We start from the raw sequence: 20,319 nt of genomic DNA, 5'->3' as shown, positions 1-20,319 counted from the left end.
GTTTATTAGTATAACACATTAAATATAATAGTCCATACTACTTTATGAAAAAATATTTTTTATGCTACATAGGGTAATTGGGTTGACAGGAGAGGCTTGTTTCGTTAATCTAATTATTGAACGGATACTCTTATTCAGAGATGGTGGAGGGACAGACCCGATGAAGCCCAGCAACCTCACATAATGTGAAAGGTGCTAACCTGATGCAAGGATCATTCCTTGAACAATAAGAGCGAAAGGCCAATATGTTTCCCTTTCCTCATGTATTTTGAAGGAGAGGTTTTTTTGTTTTTAGGAGACTTTTTAAATATATTAAAAGTTTGCATAAAAAATGAAACCACATTGGGTGGAATGATAGATTTACATTGAAACAGAGTTCCGTAACATACAAGGAAAAGGGGAGTTAGCCTTATGGCTGCAAATCGTCGTTTATTTACTTCTGAGTCAGTTACTGAAGGGCATCCGGATAAGATGTCTGACCAAATTTCTGATGCTATTCTGGATGAGATTCTTTCGAAGGATCCAAATGCGAGAGTAGCGTGTGAAACAACTGTTACAACTGGAATTGTTTTAGTTGCCGGAGAGATTTCTACAAGTACGTATGTAGATATTCCTGCAATTGTACGTGAAACAGTAAAGAATATTGGATACACCCGAGCAAAATATGGTTTTGATTCTGAAACTTGTGCAGTGTTAACTGCTATTGATGAGCAGTCTCCTGATATTGCTGGAGGTGTGGATATAGCGTTAGAAGCAAGGCAGGGACAGGAAATTGAAGAGGAAATTGAAGCAATAGGAGCTGGAGACCAGGGCTTGATGTTTGGATTTGCCTGCAATGAAACAGAAGAGCTTATGCCTCTGCCAATCTCTTTGGCTCATCGTTTATCCAGAAGATTAGCAGATGTCCGTAAAGAGAAAATTGTGGATTACCTGCGTCCTGATGGAAAGACTCAGGTAACGGTGGAGTATGATGAAAATGATCAGCCGTTACGTGTAGATACTATTGTTGTTTCTACACAGCATCATCCAGATATAACAAATGAACAAATAGAAGCGGATATTATTAAACATGTTGTAGAAGCTGTTGTACCAGGTGAATTACTGGATGATAAGACAAAATACTTCATTAATCCGACTGGCCGTTTTGTATTAGGCGGACCACAAGGGGATGTCGGCTTAACAGGAAGAAAAATCATTGTTGACACATATGGAGGCTATGCAAGACATGGCGGTGGAGCCTTTAGCGGGAAAGATGCAACGAAAGTGGACCGTTCTGCTGCTTATGCTGCACGCTATGTTGCTAAAAATATCGTTGCTGCAGGTCTGGCTGATTCCTGTGAAGTTCAATTAGCCTATGCTATTGGTGTAGCACAGCCGGTCTCTATTTCGATTAATACATTTGGCACAGGGCTCGTCAGTGAAGAAAAATTAGTGGAAGCAGTGCGCGAGTTATTCGATTTGCGTCCAGCAGGTATTATCCGTATGCTGGATTTGAGAAGACCAATCTTTAAAAATACCGCTGCTTATGGTCATTTTGGCCGCACAGATATTACATTCCCGTGGGAAAAAACAGATAAAGTGGAAGAATTAAAAGCTTTAACTGCTAAATAAAAAAAATGTCAGGTATCTGAGGATGCCTGACATTTTTTACATGCAATCAAGATGGTAGTGATGCTATTTATCCATCCCCATTGATGTTTCTCTTAAATAATACTGTCCTTTTTCCACGTAGGATTTGCGGATACGTTCCATTTCTTCATAATCCTTATCCGTTAATTCACGGACTACCTTAGCAGGCCTGCCCATTGCTAAGGTTCTAGGAGGTATTTTCTTCCCTGGAGGCACCAGACTCCCGGCACCGACAAATGCATGCTCTCCAATTTCTGCACCATCCAAAATAATGGAACCCATACCGATAAGTGCATGATGGCGTATAGTTGCTGAATGCAAGGTCACCTGATGACCTACTGTTACATCATGTTCAAGTATTAACGGCATATTTGGACTTTGATGCAGCATAGAAAGATCCTGTATATTTGTCCGTTTACCAATTTTTGTAGGGGCGACATCTCCCCGGATAACAGTATGAAACCAAATACTTGCTTCTTCTTCAATTGTTACATCACCATTAATCACAGCATTTTTTGCAATGAATGCAGCAGGATCAATAGATGGAGAGATTCCTTTATAAGATTCAATCATCTGTATTCCTCCAATTAATTTATAATGATTAAAGTATATCAGAGGAAATATTTTCTGGAAAGAAGTCTGAAAAACAGATGATTTTCAGCTGTTTATGGAAAGGGTAATCATTTATATTTACACCATTTTAAAACGATTTTTTAAGTTATAGGCATATATTCTAAACCGCTTATTTCTTATGAATAATAAGTTTGAATGTATATTTATTTCTGTATAACCTCTACAGATACGAATATTTTTATGGTAGAATAAATAAGCTGGTTACATAACGATAGTGATAAATAAATAGATAAATGCTATCTTGGTTTATTCCATTCGTAATCTTGGAGATGGGGAAACCGGCAGTTGTTTCAGTTATTACTGGGACAAGTAATTGTATAAATCGGTCTAATCTATCAATGATTAAAATATTATTCAAACAGGCGAACATTTAAAGTAAAAGTATTTCTTTGAAAATGAACTTTTGGCCTGTCAGAGAGAAAACTGATTTATCGGTAAAAAATGGGGTTGTACTTTCATGTTAATTCAAATTGTCATAGGAATTTTATTTTTTATTGGTGTTTATATACTGATTAGTGATGAACAAAAATGGCTGCGCGTAACAACGTACAGTTATATTATTTTGTTAACGATTATTTTTGCAATTGGGTATATTACGGAGTTAAGCAGTTTGCAGAACTCTGAACTATTCGATATTTCTGCACTGCAACAATGGGTTTACGTATTCGGATACTTGTATTCAGTTCCACTGATGATTGTATCGGCTTATATTTGGATTCCCTATCCGAAGAAATATAAAACACTGCGGAGCCGCGTTCTCATGATTGCACTTATTATATTTATTATCATGACAACCGGACATTTCTTAAATTTATTCTTCCGATTATTATTTTTAGGGATTGCTTAATAATCAAAAGAAACGCCTGATTCAGGAGCGTTTCTTTTTTTCGATAGCGATTAAAAATGGAGCCTGATTTTGTTGATTAATAAATTTGTATTGGAGTACTTGATACTCTTTTTGATTTAATTGCGAAGTGTAAGAAAGAACAGCTTCTTTTTCTTCCAATCCGCCGGAGTGTCCGTAATATATAACTAAGATAATCAGACCTTTTGTTTTTAGCTTTTCCAATATAGCTTCTATAGCTGCAAGAGTAGAATGGGGCTTTGTAATAATAGATTTATCACTTTTTGGTAAATAACCAAGGTTGAAAATAGCTCCGCCGAAAATGTTTTCTTTAATATATTCAGGAATCTTTTCATGGCTGTCTTGAATTAAAGATACATTATGACAGTTATTTTCTTGAAGCTTTTCTTGTGTTTTTTGAATAGCCTGCTCTTGAATATCGAATCCATAAACCTTGCCTGCAGATCCAACTGTCTGACTTAAAAACAATGTATCATGACCGTTTCCACAAGTGGCATCAATTGCTATATCTCCTTCTTTAAGACTTTCTCTTAATAGGGTATGTGCGTAGGTTAAAATATTTAATAGCATGTAGCTGTCTCCTTATGTACTTTTCTGACTCAAGTGTTCAAAATATCATCATTTATCACAGTGTAGTTGACTATATGACCTCTGCTCCCAAAATGGAAAGAAAGCAAAAATTTTAAGCGGAAACCAAGCATTCAGTAACGCTCCAACTTGGTTCGGTCTTAAATGATGAAGTTTTCTTTTTATTATAACAAAGTAAAGCAGGTTCATGCTTATTAGTTATATAAGGAAAAATAAATAAGTTTATCCAAATTTCTTCAATATACTGTTTCCAAATACATAAAATTGTGTATACTAAAGGTAAGATAAATTTTTATCAACTTGACATGGTATGTTTATTTCATTATAATTCCAATATCATAAAATTAAAGACAGTGAAAAAGGATCAGTAATAGGTTGTATCAGTTCCAGAGAAGCAGTGGGTGGTGAAAACTGCTACTGATAAACATATGAACTCACCTTTTTAGTTTGCAGTAATGAAAATAAAGTAGTTACTGTCGTTTCATCAACGTTACTGATGTCAAGCGAGCGCTGATGCGCTAATTTGGGTGGTACCGCGGGAATAATCACAGCTTCTCGTCCCTTCATAGGGATGAGTGGCTTTTTTTATACCTAATTTTAGGGGTGTTAGGTTATAGATACCAGTGTCGTGTGTGATTGAACGATGCAACAGTCATGAAAGAAAGGAAGGATTACAATGAGCTTTCAACATTTGGAAATCGAGAAAAAATGGCAAAAATATTGGGATGAAAATAAAACATTCAAAACAAATACATTTTCCAATAAAGAAAAATTTTATGCACTTGATATGTTTCCTTATCCGTCCGGTCAAGGGTTACACGTTGGACACCCGGAAGGATATACAGCTACAGATATTTTAGCCAGAATGAAAAGAATGCAGGGTTATGAAGTCATGCACCCGATGGGCTGGGATGCATTCGGGCTTCCGGCTGAACAATATGCAATTGATACTGGAAACAGTCCTAAGGAGTTTACAGAAGCGAATATTCAAACCTTTAAGAGACAGATTAAAGAGTTAGGTTTTTCCTATGATTGGGATAGAGAAGTTAATACAACAGATCCTGATTATTACAAATGGACACAATGGATTTTCAAAAAGCTTTATGAAAATGATCTTGCTTATATGGATGAAGTGGCTGTAAACTGGTGTCCGGCTCTTGGAACCGTCCTTGCAAATGAAGAAGTAATTGACGGTAAAAGTGAACGAGGAGGGCATCCGGTAGTCCGTAAACCGATGAAACAGTGGATGCTTAAAATAACTGCGTATGCAGATCGCCTGCTTTCTGATTTGGAAGATCTGGATTGGCCGGAAAGCCTGAAAGAAATGCAACGTAACTGGATCGGGCGTTCAGAAGGTGCTGAGGTAACATTTTCTATTGAAGGGCATGATGAAACCTTTACTGTATTTACGACACGTCCAGATACATTATTCGGAGCAACATATGCAGTAATGGCTCCTGAACATCCATTTATTAAAAAGATTACAACGGCTGACCAAAAAGAAGCTGTGGAAAATTATTTGCATGAAGTACAAACAAAATCTGATTTAGAGCGTACAGACCTTGCTAAAGATAAAACAGGTGTATTTACTGGTGCCTATGCTGTAAATCCTGCTAACGGTGAGAAAATGCCGATATGGGTAGCAGATTATGTATTGATGAGTTATGGCAGTGGAGCAATTATGGCTGTACCTGCACATGATGAGCGTGATTATGAATTTGCCAAAGTTTTTGAACTTCCAATTAAAGAGGTTGTTGCTGGCGGAAATATAGAAGAAGAAGCTTATACCGGAGATGGCTCTCACGTAAATTCAGAGTTCTTGGATGGTCTGGGTAAAGACGAAGCTATTTCAAAAATGATTGATTGGCTGGAGAAAAATGAAAAAGGTACAAAGAAAATTACGTATCGTTTGCGTGATTGGCTTTTCGCTAGACAGCGTTATTGGGGTGAACCTATTCCAATTATTCATTGGGAAGATGGCAGTATGACAGCAGTGCCGGATGAGGAACTTCCTCTGGAACTTCCTGAAATGACAGAGATTAAACCATCAGGAACTGGTGAATCTCCACTTGCTACGAATGAAGAATGGGTGAATGTAGTAGATTCCGAAACGGGGATGAAGGGCAGAAGAGAAACAAATACAATGCCGCAATGGGCTGGCAGCTGCTGGTACTTCCTTCGTTATGTTGATCCGCATAATAAAGAACAGCTTGCTGATCCCAAAGCATTGGAAGAATGGCTTCCGATTGATATTTATATCGGTGGTGCAGAACATGCTGTACTTCACCTTCTATATGCACGTTTTTGGCATAAATTCCTTTATGATATCGGCGTTGTCTCTACAAAAGAACCTTTCCAGAAATTGTTTAACCAAGGGATGATTCTTGGAGAAGGTAATGAGAAGATGAGTAAATCAAAGGGGAATGTAGTTAATCCGGATGATATAATTACTTCTCATGGTGCAGATACATTAAGGTTGTATGAAATGTTCATGGGACCATTAGATGCATCTGTTGCCTGGTCAACAAATGGTTTAGACGGCTCCCGCCGTTTCCTGGACCGTGTCTGGAGACTGTATATTAATGACGATAACTCGTTAACAGATAAAATTACAGATGATGCCGCAACAGAGCTGGATAAGGTTTATCATGAAACGGTGAAGAAGGTAACAGAAGACTTTGAGAACCTTCACTTTAATACAGGAATTTCTCAAATGATGGTATTTGTTAATGAATGCTATAAAGCAGATTCGATTCCAAAAAATTATGCAGAAGGGTTTGTGAAGCTTCTTTCTCCGGTTGCACCACATATGTGTGAAGAGATTTGGCAAAAGCTTGGCAACGAAGAATCTATTAGTTATGCCGGCTGGCCTGCTTATGATGAATCGAAGCTTGTTGAAGATGAGGTTGAGGTAGTTCTGCAGGTAATGGGTAAAGTTCGTGCAAAACTAAGCGTTCCTGTAGGTACTGCGAAAGATGATCTTGAAAAAATGGCATTAAGTGAAGACAGCGTTCAAAAGTGGTTGGAAGGAAAAACAATTCGGAAAGTAATTGTTGTTCCAGATAAACTTGTTAATGTTGTAGCTAATTAATACCTTTATTAAATAAATGTATATTATAAGAAACCGGACTATAATCAACGTTCTACCGTGAGAACATGATTAGTCCGGTTTTTTAACGAAAAAAATGAATTTTTTAGCTGGCAGAGTCATCTATATGAGGGAGGTCCGTTTGTAAAGTAGTTTTTAGCAATATCCACTTGTCCTTATCGTAAACCCAAATTGATTCAACAGTTCCAATTCGGTCTGCATGATAAGCCCCGCTGATTTGCTGATAACTTTTTAAGCCTGCCTCATTTTTATCTTCTAAATCAATTACTTCAAAAAATGCAACCGGATCAATCATCAGCGTTGTCGGTTCCAAAAGCTGACCCTGATCATTGTATAATTTCAAACGAATATATTCTTCTTTTTGCCCGGAGACATCTAAAATGATAGGGGGTTCTTTTGGCAGTAACTGAACGGATACTTTAAAATCATTTATAAATTCTCCTTTCACCGGTTGTTCTACAGGAAGAGGAAGCTCAATAAAATTATCTTTTTCCCATTGATTCAGTTGAGAAGTATACAGTCCGCCGCTTCCACCGGTTGGACTCTGATAAAGAATATCCGTTACGCCATTATGTGTTAAATCGGCAAATTGTAATTCCGGATCATAACCTCCGCCATAGTTAATCCGCCATGTTTTATCAGAAGAATGGCTTGAAATATCGACCCAAATATCTTGATAATAAACACCGTCTTCAGCAAATAATTTCCCTTTTAACTCTAACAGTTCTACTTCTCCATCACCTGTAACATCCTCTTCGTAAGTGTGGATAAGTATTCCGTCATTTGGAGTCGCTTCTGCCGGAGCAAAAAATAGAGTTAAAAACAATAAACTGATATAAACCATTATGTCACCTTCTATTTCTAAAGAGATTAAGTTTTGCTTTAGTTTAATCAAACGGGTTGAATCCTATTCACTATCCATTTAATATGATAAAGAAGAATGTAATAAAAGGAGATGAGAGAAAATGGAAGATATTAAAGAGCTTTCCCCGGAGGAAGTAGAAGCTATAAAAGAGAATGATAATATTCAGCTTATTGATGTTAGAGAAGATGAAGAAGTAGCACAAGGAATCATTGAAAATGCACTTCACATTCCTTTAGGTGATATAACAGATGTCTATGCAGACTTAGATAAGGAAAAAGAATATATTATGATTTGCCGTTCTGGACGAAGAAGCTATAATGCAGCTGCTTTTTTACAAGAACAGGGATTCAAAGTGAGGAATATGAGCGGCGGAATGTTAAATTGGCAAGGAGAAGTTATTATTAAATAATAACTAAGCTCATCATAAACGTTGGCCTATATATAATTAGTCAAAGAAAATGTTCCGCAGGGAAGTGAAAAACCTGCGGAATAAATTTGAATGCAGGAAGACATTCTTTATTAAAGTAAAGAGAGTTATTGTAGCTCTGCATTCTGTTTACAGAAGGTACTTACAAAATGTGAGTATATTATATGTATTTTTATAGAGGAAGAAGTATAAAAAAGGACAGGAAATGCAGTTTGTTTTAACGAGAAGAAAGTTACCGGGCATGTGTTGACTTAATTTGTCGATAATGCTATAATAAAAATCCAATGTTCAGTTGATACTTTTTAAAAGATTTCAATAAAAAGTTGTTGACGAGATATTGGATATATGATATATTGATTTGGTCGCTTTTTTAAAGCGACAAAGAAATTGCTCTTTGAAAACTGAACAAAACAACCAGTACGAAAGAAGAAAAACACCTCGTTTTTCTTGAATATTTAAGTCAGAAGTTGACTTCTGAAAGCTAAAGAAACAAACACTTTTATGGAGAGTTTGATCTTGGCTCAGGACGAACGCTGGCGGCGTGCCTAATACATGCAAGTCGAGCGCGGGAAGCGGACAGAACTCTTCGGAGGGACGTTCGTGGAACGAGCGGCGGACGGGTGAGTAACACGTAGGCAACCTGCCTGTAAGACTGGGATAACTCGCGGAAACGCGAGCTAATACCGGATAATACTTATCATCTCCTGATGGTAAGTTGAAAGGCGGCTTTTGCTGTCACTTACAGATGGGCCTGCGGCGCATTAGCTAGTTGGTGAGGTAATGGCTCACCAAGGCGACGATGCGTAGCCGACCTGAGAGGGTGATCGGCCACACTGGGACTGAGACACGGCCCAGACTCCTACGGGAGGCAGCAGTAGGGAATCTTCCGCAATGGACGAAAGTCTGACGGAGCAACGCCGCGTGAGTGATGAAGGTTTTCGGATCGTAAAACTCTGTTGTCGGGGAAGAACAAGTATGATAGTAACTGATCGTACCTTGACGGTACCCGACCAGAAAGCCACGGCTAACTACGTGCCAGCAGCCGCGGTAATACGTAGGTGGCAAGCGTTGTCCGGAATTATTGGGCGTAAAGCGCTCGCAGGCGGTTCTTTAAGTCTGATGTGAAATCTTGCGGCTCAACCGTAAACGTGCATTGGAAACTGGAGGACTTGAGTGCAGAAGAGGAGAGTGGAATTCCACGTGTAGCGGTGAAATGCGTAGAGATGTGGAGGAACACCAGTGGCGAAGGCGACTCTCTGGTCTGTAACTGACGCTGAGGAGCGAAAGCGTGGGGAGCGAACAGGATTAGATACCCTGGTAGTCCACGCCGTAAACGATGAGTGCTAGGTGTTAGGGGGTTTCCGCCCCTTAGTGCTGAAGTTAACGCATTAAGCACTCCGCCTGGGGAGTACGGCCGCAAGGCTGAAACTCAAAAGAATTGACGGGGACCCGCACAAGCGGTGGAGCATGTGGTTTAATTCGAAGCAACGCGAAGAACCTTACCAGGTCTTGACATCCTTTGACCGCTCTGGAGACAGAGTTTTCCCTTCGGGGACAAAGTGACAGGTGGTGCATGGTTGTCGTCAGCTCGTGTCGTGAGATGTTGGGTTAAGTCCCGCAACGAGCGCAACCCTTGATCTTAGTTGCCAGCATTTAGTTGGGCACTCTAAGGTGACTGCCGGTGACAAACCGGAGGAAGGTGGGGATGACGTCAAATCATCATGCCCCTTATGACCTGGGCTACACACGTGCTACAATGGACGGAACAAAGGGAAGCAAGCCCGCGAGGTCAAGCAAATCCCATAAAACCGTTCTCAGTTCGGATTGTAGGCTGCAACTCGCCTACATGAAGCCGGAATCGCTAGTAATCGCGGATCAGCATGCCGCGGTGAATACGTTCCCGGGTCTTGTACACACCGCCCGTCACACCACGAGAGTTCGTAACACCCGAAGTCGGTGAGGTAACCTTTTTGGAGCCAGCCGCCGAAGGTGGGACGAATGATTGGGGTGAAGTCGTAACAAGGTAGCCGTATCGGAAGGTGCGGCTGGATCACCTCCTTTCTAAGGATATATAACGGAATTTTGTACTTGGTTGTTTGGTTCAGTTTTGAGAGAGCAATCTCTCAAGGAACTTCTGTTAAAACCGTCACGTCCATGTGACAACACAGAAGTCACCACATCCGTGTGGAAGCTTGTACCTTGAAAACTAAATAAGAGTAACAACGACATCAAACTTTAGAAATAAGGCAAAAAAGCTATTGATATAGCAACACAACTGATTACGAAGTAATCAGCAAACTTATTCCAAAACTTTAGTTAAGTGAATAAGGGCGCACGGTGGATGCCTTGGCACTAGGAGCCGATGAAGGACGGGACTAACACCGATATGCCTCGGGGAGTTGTAAGTAAACTTTGATCCGGGGATTTCCGAATGGGGGAACCCACTGTTCGTAATGGGACAGGACATCTATCTGAATACATAGGGTAGATGAGGCAGACCCGGGGAACTGAAACATCTCAGTACCTGGAGGAAGAGAAAGAAAAATCGATTTCCTGAGTAGCGGCGAGCGAAACGGAAAGAGCCCAAACCAAGAAGCTTGCTTCTTGGGGTTGTAGGACACTCCATTGGAGTTACAAAGAAATTCTTTAAACGAATCGACTTGGAAAGGTCAGCCGAAGAAGGTAACAGCCCTGTAGTTGAAAAGGAATTTCCTCCGGAGTGTATCCTGAGTACGGCGGAACACGTGGAATTCCGTCGGAATCCGGGAGGACCATCTCCCAAGGCTAAATACTACCTAGTGACCGATAGTGAACCAGTACCGTGAGGGAAAGGTGAAAAGCACCCCGGAAGGGGAGTGAAATAGAACCTGAAACCGTGTGCCTACAAGTAGTCGGAGCCCGTTAATGGGTGACGGCGTACCTTTTGTAGAATGGACCGGCGAGTTACGATTGTATGCAAGGTTAAGTGGAAGACACGGAGCCGTAGCGAAAGCGAGTCTGAATAGGGCGAATGAGTATGCGGTCGTAGACCCGAAACCGTGTGATCTACCCATGTCCAGGGTGAAGGTCAGGTAACACTGACTGGAGGCCCGAACCCACGTATGTTGAAAAATGCGGGGATGAGGTGTGGGTAGCGGTGAAATTCCAATCGAACACGGAGATAGCTGGTTCTCTCCGAAATAGCTTTAGGGCTAGCCTCAAGATCGTGAGTACTGGAGGTAGAGCACTGATTGGACTAGGGGCCCCTACCGGGTTACCGAATTCAGTCAAACTCCGAATGCCAGTTACTTCAACTTGGGAGTCAGACTATGGGTGATAAGGTTCATAGTCGAAAGGGAAACAGCCCAGACCGCCAGCTAAGGTCCCAAAGTATACGTTAAGTGGAAAAGGATGTGGCGTTGCACAGACAACCAGGATGTTGGCTTAGAAGCAGCCATCATTGAAAGAGTGCGTAATAGCTCACTGGTCGAGTGACGCTGCGCCGAAAATGTACCGGGGCTAAACGTATCACCGAAGCTGCGGATTGTTCTTACGAACAATGGTAGGAGAGCGTTCAAAGTGCAGAGAAGTCAGACCGTGAGGACTGGTGGAGCGCTTTGAAGTGAGAATGCCGGTATGAGTAGCGAAAAAAGAGTGAGAATCTCTTTCACCGAATGCCTAAGGTTTCCTGAGGAAGGCTCGTCCTCTCAGGGTTAGTCGGGACCTAAGCCGAGGCCGACAGGCGTAGGCGATGGACAACAGGTTGATATTCCTGTACCACCTCATGATTGTTTGAACAATGGGGGGACGCAGGAGGATAAGGAGTGCGCACTGATGGATGTGCGTCCAAGCATGCGAGGAAGTCAGATAGGCAAATCCGTCTGACATATTTCTGAGCTGTGATGGGGAGGGAAATATAGTACCGAAGTTCCTGATTTCACACTGCCAAGAAAAGCCTCTAGTTAGATCATAGGTGCCCGTACCGCAAACCGACACAGGTAGGCGAGGAGAGAATCCTAAGGTGAGCGGGAGAACTCTCGTTAAGGAACTCGGCAAAATGACCCCGTAACTTCGGGAGAAGGGGTGCTCACTTGTGAGTGAGCCGCAGTGAATAGGCCCAAGCGACTGTTTAGCAAAAACACAGGTCTCTGCGAAGCCGAAAGGCGAAGTATAGGGGCTGACACCTGCCCGGTGCTGGAAGGTTAAGGGGAAGAGTTAGCTCTTCGGAGCGAAGCTTTGAACCGAAGCCCCAGTAAACGGCGGCCGTAACTATAACGGTCCTAAGGTAGCGAAATTCCTTGTCGGGTAAGTTCCGACCCGCACGAAAGGTGCAACGACTTGGGCACTGTCTCAACGAGAGACCCGGTGAAATTATACTATGCGTGAAGATGCGCATTACCCGCGACAGGACGGAAAGACCCCGTGGAGCTTTACTGTAGCCTGATATGGAATGTTTGTGCAGTTTGTACAGGATAGGTGGGAGCCTTTGAAGCGTGAGCGCCAGCTTACGTGGAGGCACCCGTGGGATACCACCCTAACTGTATGACCATTCTAACCCAGGACCGTAATCCGGTTCGGAGACAGTGTCAGGCGGGCAGTTTGACTGGGGCGGTCGCCTCCTAAAAGGTAACGGAGGCGCCCAAAGGTTCCCTCAGAATGGTTGGAAATCATTCGTAGAGTGTAAAGGCAGAAGGGAGCTTGACTGCGAGACCTACAAGTCGAGCAGGGACGAAAGTCGGGCTTAGTGATCCGGTGGTTCCGCATGGAAGGGCCATCGCTCAACGGATAAAAGCTACCCCGGGGATAACAGGCTTATCTCCCCCAAGAGTTCACATCGACGGGGAGGTTTGGCACCTCGATGTCGGCTCATCGCATCCTGGGGCTGTAGTCGGTCCCAAGGGTTGGGCTGTTCGCCCATTAAAGCGGTACGCGAGCTGGGTTCAGAACGTCGTGAGACAGTTCGGTCCCTATCCGTCGTGGGCGTTGGAAGTTTGAGAGGAGCTGTCCTTAGTACGAGAGGACCGGGATGGACACACCGCTGGTGTACCAGTTGTTCCGCCAGGAGCATAGCTGGGTAGCTACGTGTGGAAAGGATAAGTGCTGAAAGCATCTAAGCATGAAGCCCCCCTCAAGATGAAACTTCCCATCACTTCAAGTGAGTAAAATCCCTCAGAGACGATGAGGTTGATAGGTCCGAGGTGGAAGCGTGGCGACACGTGCAGCTGACGGATACTAATCGATTGAGGACTTATCTAAGTTTTTTGATGTCACATTACTCTTATTTAGTTTTCAGGGTGCAAACTTTAAAAAAGTGTTGCATTTTGATTCTAAAATGCATATAATATAACTTATCCTTGTTTTTAAGGAAACATCTTTAAGTTACATATTGTATTGTCTGGTGGCGATAGCGAAGAGGTCACACCTGTTCCCATGCCGAACACAGAAGTTAAGTTCTTCAGCGCCAATGGTAGTTGGGGGCTTCCCCCTGCGAGAGTAGGACGTTGCCAGGCACAATGAAAAAGAGTTAAGCATACTAATGCTTAACTCTTTTTTCGTTTAGAAACTTATGAAACATGGATTCTATGCGGAATGTAGAGGCGTTCTCCATTCGTCAACAGATAAAAATGCATTCTATTCCTTTCAGGCAAGGAGATTATATAATTAAATAACACTGAAATGAAAACTTTAGGAGTTATTAACTTTGAAAAAGAGCCTTGAACATAGAGGAATGTTAGCAATATTAATTGATGAGAACTATAGGAAACTGAGAATTGGCCAAGTATTAATGAAAATATTTATTGAATCGGCTCAAAATAACATATTGATTGAAAAAGTAGATTAATGTATAGATTTGTTTAAAAATTTTTGTATCATATCTTTTCTAGAATCTTATATGTTTCGACTACTTTTAATATTAATAAAAAATCCCTTTTTGATAAATGAAAAGAACATTTTATCAAAAAGGGATTTATTTGTCCTTGCTTATTATTTAGAGATGCTCCAACGGTTGTTAATGGAATCGGTCATACTTGCAATTGCGCCGTCTCCAGTAACATTACAAGCGGTACCTAAACTATCTTGGGCGAGATATAGTGCAATCATTAATGATACCATAGTTGGGTCAAAGCCTAACATGGATTCAAGCAGACCAATAGACGCCATAACGGCTCCGCCTGGAACTCCGGGAGCTGCAATCATAGTAACTCCTAATACCAGTAAGAAAGGAAAAACAGTTCCAAATGTAATCGATTCCCCTTGTAAAAACAAAACAGCAGTTGCACAGCTTAACAGAGTAATCGTACTTCCAGATAAATGTATATTAGCAAGTAAAGGGATCGTAAAATCAGCAATATTATCTTTTATTTTTAATTTCTTTGCTTGCTCTAATGAAACTGGAATTGTAGCAGCAGAGGACTGTGTTCCAAGTGCTGTAAAATAAGCAGGCAACATGGTTTTTAACATAGCCAAAGGATTCTGTTTACTCAATGCTCCAGCAACAGAGTACTGAAGAGTCAAGTATAAAATATGTAATAGAATAATCATTACAAATACAACAGCAAATACTTTTATAATTGAAGCAACTTGACCGGCATGGGTCATATTGGCAAAAATCCCAAAAATATGGATCGGTAGTAAAGGGATAATTGTTTTACTGATAACTAATTCCACGATGGAACGAAAATCATTAAAAACATTTAATAATGCATTGTTTTTTAATGCCGCCATTCCAATTCCTAAAACAAATGCAAGAATGAGTGCTGTAATGACTTCAAAAGGAGGATGTAATTCAAAATCTAAAAAACCCTTCAGCAGTGCGTTATTAGGATCATTAAACATCGTTAATGACTGGCCGCTTAAAATAGCTGGATAAAGATTACTTGCTGCTATAAATGCAACAATACCGGCAAGAATAGTTGATACATAAGCCAACAGAGCAGTAACAGATAATAATTTTCCAGCACCTTTTCCCATGTTTCCAATGCCAGGAGCAATAAAACCAATGATGATAAGCGGGATGATGAAGCTTAAAAATCCGCCGAATATATCATTGAAGGTGGCGAATAATCGAATAAGCCAATCGTTTGCAATTAATCCGATAACAATACCAAAGGCAATGGCAATAATAATTCGTAACAATAAACCAAAGCGTTGCATAAAAACTCTCCAATCTGGTTTGCTTATAAAATTTGACGTCCCATAGTATAACTCAATTTTAAAATGTTAGCTAGGCATATATTACATTCATATAAGTATAATATTGACAGAGAAAATAATTTTGTACGCTTCTAATAGCTTTGGAATTGACATACCTGATAAATTCTTCCTGTCTCACTATAAAAAAAGAAGTATCACTAAGGATACTTCTCCGTCTGAGAATTAACTCATTCCAAATGGTCCTAACGTTTCAGGATCTTCTTTCTTCGAACCTGATTTTTGTTTAGAGCTGAAAAAAGGTGCTGCCTGCTGCAATGCCTGACCTACATTTTGCTGCTGATTGGTCATAGAATAAAATGTAGCTGCGCCGATACCAACAGAGGCAACCAATGGAAGCCAAATTGAGTTTTTTTCCATACTAATCCTTCCCTTCAACAAGTGTGAAAAAGACAGTCATTAGCCGCTGGCCAATAAGCAGAAGGCCAGTTCAGACAAGCTTATTATTTCCGCAGAAAGATAAATTATGAAAGTAATTAATTAACATCTGCTTTTGTGTCGAGAGCTGCATTCATCCCGGCAATTCTGCCGGTAACGAGGGCAGAGGTAATATTATATCCTCCAGTATAGCCATGTATATCTAAAATTTCTCCGCAGAAATATAGTCCATCCATCATTTTTGATTTCATTGTGTTTGGAACAATTTCTTTAATAGAAATACCGCCGCCAGTAACAAAGGCCTTTTCCAAAGGAAGACTGCCATGTACTTGGAAGGAAAAGTTCTTAATATTTTTCACAAATTCAAGCGTAGTGTTTTTAGAAATGTTGGCGCATTTTTGCTCTGCTCCAATGTTATGCTTTTCCATTAAATAATCAAGAAGACGCTCAGGAACCAGTCCTTTGACTGCATTTTTAAAAGCTTTTTTTGGATTTTCTGATAGGATATCCTTTATTTGCTTAGATAAATCATTTTCTGTTATTTCTGGTAAAATATCAAGATGCATTTCTACCGCATTTCTGCCACGCATAAGCTCTTTGACAACAAATTGGGAACAGCGTAATACGGCTGGCCCGGAAATACCAAAGTGGGTGAAAATCATATCCATTTGATGTGTTATGATTGGTTTTCCACGTTTATTTAAGACACTTAAACCAATATTTCTTAAGGATAGCCCCTGGAGCTTCTTTTGCTTAATAAATGCTTCATTTGAGGTGAGCGCCACTTCTGTAGGGTATAGTGTGGTTACAGTATGCCCGGCAGTCTTCGCCCATGGATAGGCATCTCCTGTAGAACCAGTATGAGGCACGGCTTTTCCACCGGCAGCAATAACAATAGCTGCAGATTTAACAGGGGCTTCTTCTTCAAGATGTACAGTATGTATATCCTCACCGTATTCTATAGCTGCTACTTTTGTATTCATTTTCACCGTAACACCCTGCTCTTTCAATTGATGGATAAGTGCATTCACAACATCCATTGCTTTATTTGATTCCGGAAACATTCTGCCATGATCTTCTTCCTTTAAAGCAATTCCGAGACCTTCAAAGTAATCAATAATATCATAATTATTAAATATGGAAAAAGCACTGTACAAAAATTTGCCATTACCAGGAATATGTTTTATCACTTCCTCCTGTGGTAAACGGTTAGTTACATTACAACGTCCGCCTCCGGAGATGGCTAATTTTTTACCAAGCTTTTTACCTTTTTCAATAAGCAGTGTTTTTGCACCATGTTCAGCTGCTGAAATTGCAGCCATTAATCCGGAGGGCCCTCCGCCTATAACAACAACATCATAATTCAAAGTTTTCCCATTCCTTTCTTTTCCATGCGTATCGTAGCATTTTCTAAAAAAATGTACAATATATATAATTTATACGTAATAATAAAGAGCTTTTATTGGATTTGTCGATTTTTAGCAATTTAAATCAAAGAAAGCAGACAAAAAGTATGCTAAAATTAATAGGAAGTGCTAAAATAAAGCAATCTATTTTATTAATCTAATTGTAGGTGAAAAAGTTACAATGTCAAATATGCTACGAGGAACAATGCTGTTATCAGGTGCATCGTTCCTGTCCAGGTTTTTAGGAATGATTTTTGTTATACCGTTTTTTGCGATTGTGGGTACTACAGGTAATGCGCTATTTGGATATGCGTATACACCTTACAGTATTTTTATCAGTTTATCCACTGTTGGAATCCCTGCAGCTGTATCGAAATTTGTGTCTAAATATAATGCTTTAGGCGATTATCAAATTGGAATGCGAATGTTTCGGGCCGGCAGCGCACTAATGCTTGTTACTGGTGTTATTGCATTCCTTATTTTGTTTTTATCAGCAGATTGGATAGGGGCACACCAGATTAAAGGAGAAAATGGATCAATTACCTCAGATGATGTTGCTTTTGTTATTCGGATGGTCAGTTTTGCATTAATTGTAATTCCAGCAATGAGTATAGTCCGAGGTTTTTTTCAAGGGAATCAATCGATGGGACCGACTGCTATCTCGCAGACGATAGAACAAATTGTGCGAATCATAGCTATTTTGGCAGGCTCCTATATTATTGTAAATTATTTTAATGGGTCGATTACATTAGCAGTCGGCTTTGCTGCATTCGCTGCATTGATTGGTGCACTTGCATCATGTTTAGTTCTATTTTGGTATTGGAAAAAGAGAAAGCCGTTTATCGATAAACAAATTGCCAAACAGGAAATAACACATGATTTTCGTACAGTAGATTTATTTAAGGAGTTATTCCGTTATGCAGGCCCATTTGTCATAGTCGGATTAGCTATTCCTTTATACCAGTTCGTTGACCAGTTTACATTTCAGCCTGCAATGGTCGCCAGTGGCCGGGCTGCTTTATGGGAAACGGAGATAGCTGTTATTAACAACTTGGGACATAAAATAATCATTATTCCAATGACAATTGCAACAGGGTTGTCTATGGCAATGCTCCCGTCATTAACGAATGCTTTTACACAAAAAGATCAAACTACTTATACAAAGCTTATTAATCAAGCTTTACAGGTTATCATGGTTTTTGTTATTCCTGCAACTGCCGGGATTGCAATTCTTTCTGATGAAATTTTTGGTGCTTTATTTACCTTGGAAGATATTGAGATTACCGGATCATTAATGGCATGGTACGCTCCGGTAGCATTACTGTTTGGCTTGATTACCGTTACAGCTGGAATGCTGCAGGGGGTTAACCAGCAGAATTATGCAGTTGTCAGCTTATTGGGCGGCTTGTTAGTAAAAGTAATCTTTAACAGTCAGTTTATTCATCTGTTTGGCGGCAAGGGTGCAATTTTAGGTACGGCGATTGCAGCAGGAATTGCTGTTGGCCTCAATTTAGCGCGATTAAAGAGAACCGTGAATTTTTCGTTTAAACAAACAATTAAACGAACGATTTTAATATTAATTTTTACCGGAATGATGTGCTTCGTAATTGCTGTATTAAAATTTGCTTTTGGTTTCTTCCTGCCATATCAGGAAGTACGCTGGGCAACGGTTATTATGCTTCTGATCGGTGTATCCGCCGGAGGATTGTTTTATCTCTATTTAGCGTATAAATCAACTTTGCTGGATCATATATTTAATGGAAGTGTACCAGGCTTAAACCGATTAAAACGCATGAAAAGATAGAAGTAGGGAGATTCATATGCGATTAGATAAATTATTAGCAAATATGGGTGTCGGGAGCAGAAAAGAAGTAAAAAAACTGCTGAAATCAAAAAAAATCACCTTAAATAATAAAGTAATCAAAGATGGCTCTATTAAAGTAAATCCAGATGAGGACAGTGTACGTGTAGAAGACGAGCCAATTATCTATCAGGAATTTATTTATTTAATGCTTCATAAGCCTCCTGGTGTTGTTTCCGCAACGGCTGATGTTAAAGATAAAACAGTCATTGACCTGTTATCAGAGCAGGATAAGCATTTTCAGCCTTTTCCTGTAGGAAGGCTGGATAAAGATACAGAAGGGTTATTATTGATAACAAATGATGGGGATCTGGCACATCAGCTGATCTCACCTAATAAAAATGTTTCAAAAATATACCGTGCAAAGGTTAAAGGAGAGCTCCCGCAGGACGTTGTTCAACAATTTACTGCGGGTATTATCCTGGATGACGGATACCAGACAAAACCAGCTAATCTCAAAATATTAGCTGCAACTGAAGAACCAGGGTTTTCTGAGGTTGAAATAGAGATTACAGAAGGAAAATTTCATCAAATTAAACGTATGTTTGAAGCAGTAAATTGTAAGGTTATTTATTTAAAACGGTATCGGATGGGCGAGTTGAGCTTGGACAGCCAATTGCCATTAGGGGCTTATCGTCCGCTGACAGAGGAAGAAATGGCGTATTGCTTCAGTTTAAAAAACAAGGAGTTTTAACCATGTCTCATTATTTTATAGGTATCCAGGTGAAGCCGGAGCTTGCAAAGCAATTATCAGAGTGGCAGATTAATCTAAAAAATCAGCTTCCATATAAACAATGGGCAAGCAGGCCGGATTTTCATATCACGCTTGTTTTTTTAGGAGATGTGGACGAAAAATTATTACACGCTCTCCAAAGCAAACTTTCATCTGCAACAGCAGCCTATTCCGTATTTGATATAAAAAGAACTGCACTGGGGACTTTCGGAAACCAGCAGCAGCCACGAGTACTCTGGATGGGGATTGAGAATAATCCAATATTAAACCAGCTTCAGAAACAAGTTGTTCAAATATGTGAATCAATTGGATATAATAGAGAGAAAAGAGCATATACTCCGCATATTACAATAGCTAAGAAGTGGGCAAATCAAGATAATTTCTTAACAGAAAAGATTTGGAACGACATACTGGATAATACCCCTGACTTAGACGATATATTTAAGGTAGATGCTATTCATTTATATAAAGTACACCCTGCGTCAAATCCAAAATATGAGATTGTTCAGAGTTTTCCATTGAGCTGAAAGCATTGAATAAGTAACTGTGAGTGTATATAGATAAATGAGTTTGTAAATCGATGATAAAACGAACCTTTGCAGCCCATTTTTTATAGCGCACAGCACAGGATAAA

General features: G+C 40.2%; 13 protein-coding genes, 3 rRNA genes, 1 riboswitch and 1 other annotated feature. Of the genes, 10 read left to right on the top strand and 6 right to left on the bottom strand.

Going from position 1 to position 20,319, the window contains the following annotated elements:
• The first annotated feature begins 127 nt into the window (after nt 1–127).
• Nucleotides 128–233, top strand: a riboswitch (SAM riboswitch).
• A 178-nt stretch (nt 234–411) separates the two neighbouring features.
• Complete coding sequence (gene metK / locus MHH51_RS16255) at nt 412–1,611, top strand: methionine adenosyltransferase (RefSeq protein WP_339282519.1); 1,200 nt, start codon at nt 412–414, stop codon at nt 1,609–1,611.
• Nucleotides 1,612–1,674: 63 nt separating this feature from the next.
• Here the strand turns inward: metK and MHH51_RS16250 are convergent, their stop codons facing one another.
• Nucleotides 1,675–2,202, bottom strand: coding sequence for a gamma carbonic anhydrase family protein (locus tag MHH51_RS16250; RefSeq protein ID WP_147211574.1), 528 nt, complete (start codon nt 2,200–2,202; stop codon nt 1,675–1,677).
• A 517-nt stretch (nt 2,203–2,719) separates the two neighbouring features.
• Here MHH51_RS16250 and MHH51_RS16245 point away from each other — a divergent pair.
• A complete protein-coding gene (locus tag MHH51_RS16245; RefSeq protein WP_339282518.1) occupies nt 2,720–3,109 on the top strand; it encodes a hypothetical protein in 390 nt (129 codons plus the stop codon).
• A 21-nt stretch (nt 3,110–3,130) separates the two neighbouring features.
• Here the strand turns inward: MHH51_RS16245 and MHH51_RS16240 are convergent, their stop codons facing one another.
• Nucleotides 3,131–3,697: a class I SAM-dependent methyltransferase gene (locus MHH51_RS16240; protein WP_339282517.1), complete on the bottom strand. Its 567-nt coding sequence runs from the start codon at nt 3,695–3,697 to the stop codon at nt 3,131–3,133.
• Between the two features lie 362 nt (nt 3,698–4,059).
• Nucleotides 4,060–4,281 (top strand) — a binding site (T-box leader).
• Between the two features lie 110 nt (nt 4,282–4,391).
• On the opposite strand from MHH51_RS16240, the gene leuS reads away from it, so the two are divergent.
• The gene (leuS, locus tag MHH51_RS16235; protein ID WP_339282516.1) at nt 4,392–6,806 is read left to right on the top strand and encodes a leucine--tRNA ligase; all 2,415 of its coding nucleotides are present in this window, start codon (nt 4,392–4,394) and stop codon (nt 6,804–6,806) included.
• Nucleotides 6,807–6,909: 103 nt separating this feature from the next.
• On the opposite strand, the gene MHH51_RS16230 is transcribed toward leuS, so the two are convergent.
• Nucleotides 6,910–7,668 (bottom strand): hypothetical protein, encoded by a 759-nt coding sequence (locus MHH51_RS16230; protein ID WP_339282515.1) that lies wholly within the window; start codon nt 7,666–7,668, stop codon nt 6,910–6,912.
• A 121-nt stretch (nt 7,669–7,789) separates the two neighbouring features.
• Here MHH51_RS16230 and MHH51_RS16225 point away from each other — a divergent pair, with 121 nt between their 5' ends.
• The 4 genes from MHH51_RS16225 to rrf all read left to right on the top strand — a co-directional run bounded on the left by MHH51_RS16225 (nt 7,790) and on the right by rrf (nt 13,605).
• Complete coding sequence (locus MHH51_RS16225) at nt 7,790–8,098, top strand: rhodanese-like domain-containing protein (RefSeq protein ID WP_147211569.1); 309 nt, start codon at nt 7,790–7,792, stop codon at nt 8,096–8,098.
• 516 nt (nt 8,099–8,614) lie between these two features.
• Nucleotides 8,615–10,177, top strand: a 16S ribosomal RNA gene (locus tag MHH51_RS16220).
• Between the two features lie 253 nt (nt 10,178–10,430).
• Nucleotides 10,431–13,351: ribosomal RNA gene (locus tag MHH51_RS16215) — 23S ribosomal RNA — on the top strand.
• Between the two features lie 138 nt (nt 13,352–13,489).
• A 5S ribosomal RNA gene (gene rrf / locus MHH51_RS16210) occupies nt 13,490–13,605 on the top strand.
• Together the 16S, 23S and 5S rRNA genes form the textbook arrangement of a ribosomal RNA operon.
• Before the next feature lie 475 nt (nt 13,606–14,080).
• On the opposite strand, the gene MHH51_RS16205 is transcribed toward rrf, so the two are convergent.
• The 3 genes from MHH51_RS16205 to MHH51_RS16195 all read right to left on the bottom strand — a co-directional run bounded on the left by MHH51_RS16205 (nt 14,081) and on the right by MHH51_RS16195 (nt 17,052).
• Nucleotides 14,081–15,250: a dicarboxylate/amino acid:cation symporter gene (locus MHH51_RS16205; protein WP_147210908.1), complete on the bottom strand. Its 1,170-nt coding sequence runs from the start codon at nt 15,248–15,250 to the stop codon at nt 14,081–14,083.
• 222 nt (nt 15,251–15,472) lie between these two features.
• Nucleotides 15,473–15,667: a hypothetical protein gene (locus tag MHH51_RS16200; RefSeq protein ID WP_147210909.1), complete on the bottom strand. Its 195-nt coding sequence runs from the start codon at nt 15,665–15,667 to the stop codon at nt 15,473–15,475.
• Nucleotides 15,668–15,783: 116 nt separating this feature from the next.
• Nucleotides 15,784–17,052, bottom strand: a complete 1,269-nt coding sequence (locus tag MHH51_RS16195) for an NAD(P)/FAD-dependent oxidoreductase (RefSeq protein WP_147210910.1) — start codon at nt 17,050–17,052, stop codon at nt 15,784–15,786.
• Nucleotides 17,053–17,272: 220 nt separating this feature from the next.
• On the opposite strand from MHH51_RS16195, the gene MHH51_RS16190 reads away from it, so the two are divergent.
• From MHH51_RS16190 to thpR, 3 genes are read left to right on the top strand one after another with little or no spacing between them, the layout of a single operon-like run.
• The gene (locus MHH51_RS16190) at nt 17,273–18,895 is read left to right on the top strand and encodes a polysaccharide biosynthesis protein (RefSeq protein ID WP_147210911.1); all 1,623 of its coding nucleotides are present in this window, start codon (nt 17,273–17,275) and stop codon (nt 18,893–18,895) included.
• A 16-nt stretch (nt 18,896–18,911) separates the two neighbouring features.
• The gene (locus MHH51_RS16185; RefSeq protein ID WP_339282514.1) at nt 18,912–19,646 is read left to right on the top strand and encodes a pseudouridine synthase; all 735 of its coding nucleotides are present in this window, start codon (nt 18,912–18,914) and stop codon (nt 19,644–19,646) included.
• Between the two features lie 2 nt (nt 19,647–19,648).
• Nucleotides 19,649–20,212, top strand: a complete 564-nt coding sequence (gene thpR, locus MHH51_RS16180; RefSeq protein ID WP_339282513.1) for an RNA 2',3'-cyclic phosphodiesterase — start codon at nt 19,649–19,651, stop codon at nt 20,210–20,212.
• Nucleotides 20,213–20,319: the final 107 nt, after the last annotated feature.

It is taken from the genome of Oceanobacillus sp. FSL K6-3682 (genome assembly GCF_037976165.1).
Taxonomy (GTDB): Bacteria; Bacillota; Bacilli; order Bacillales; family Amphibacillaceae; genus Oceanobacillus; species Oceanobacillus sojae.
Note: the sequence above shows the minus strand (reverse complement) of the source record. Positions and strands in the feature narration are given on the sequence as shown.

Excerpts from the sequence above, each read along its gene's own strand:
- MHH51_RS16190 (WP_147210911.1), top strand. The coding sequence starts at position 17,273 with ATGTCAAATATGCTACGAGGAACAATGCTGTTATCAGGTGCATCGTTC.
- MHH51_RS16205 (WP_147210908.1), bottom strand. The coding sequence starts at position 15,250 with ATGCAACGCTTTGGTTTATTGTTACGAATTATTATTGCCATTGCCTTT.
- MHH51_RS16200 (WP_147210909.1), bottom strand. The coding sequence starts at position 15,667 with ATGGAAAAAAACTCAATTTGGCTTCCATTGGTTGCCTCTGTTGGTATC.
- MHH51_RS16240 (WP_339282517.1), bottom strand. The coding sequence starts at position 3,697 with ATGCTATTAAATATTTTAACCTACGCACATACCCTATTAAGAGAAAGT.
- MHH51_RS16250 (WP_147211574.1), bottom strand. The coding sequence starts at position 2,202 with ATGATTGAATCTTATAAAGGAATCTCTCCATCTATTGATCCTGCTGCA.
- MHH51_RS16185 (WP_339282514.1), top strand. The coding sequence starts at position 18,912 with ATGCGATTAGATAAATTATTAGCAAATATGGGTGTCGGGAGCAGAAAA.
- metK (WP_339282519.1), top strand. The coding sequence starts at position 412 with ATGGCTGCAAATCGTCGTTTATTTACTTCTGAGTCAGTTACTGAAGGG.
- MHH51_RS16225 (WP_147211569.1), top strand. The coding sequence starts at position 7,790 with ATGGAAGATATTAAAGAGCTTTCCCCGGAGGAAGTAGAAGCTATAAAA.
- MHH51_RS16230 (WP_339282515.1), bottom strand. The coding sequence starts at position 7,668 with ATGGTTTATATCAGTTTATTGTTTTTAACTCTATTTTTTGCTCCGGCA.
- thpR (WP_339282513.1), top strand. The coding sequence starts at position 19,649 with ATGTCTCATTATTTTATAGGTATCCAGGTGAAGCCGGAGCTTGCAAAG.
- MHH51_RS16245 (WP_339282518.1), top strand. The coding sequence starts at position 2,720 with ATGTTAATTCAAATTGTCATAGGAATTTTATTTTTTATTGGTGTTTAT.
- leuS (WP_339282516.1), top strand. The coding sequence starts at position 4,392 with ATGAGCTTTCAACATTTGGAAATCGAGAAAAAATGGCAAAAATATTGG.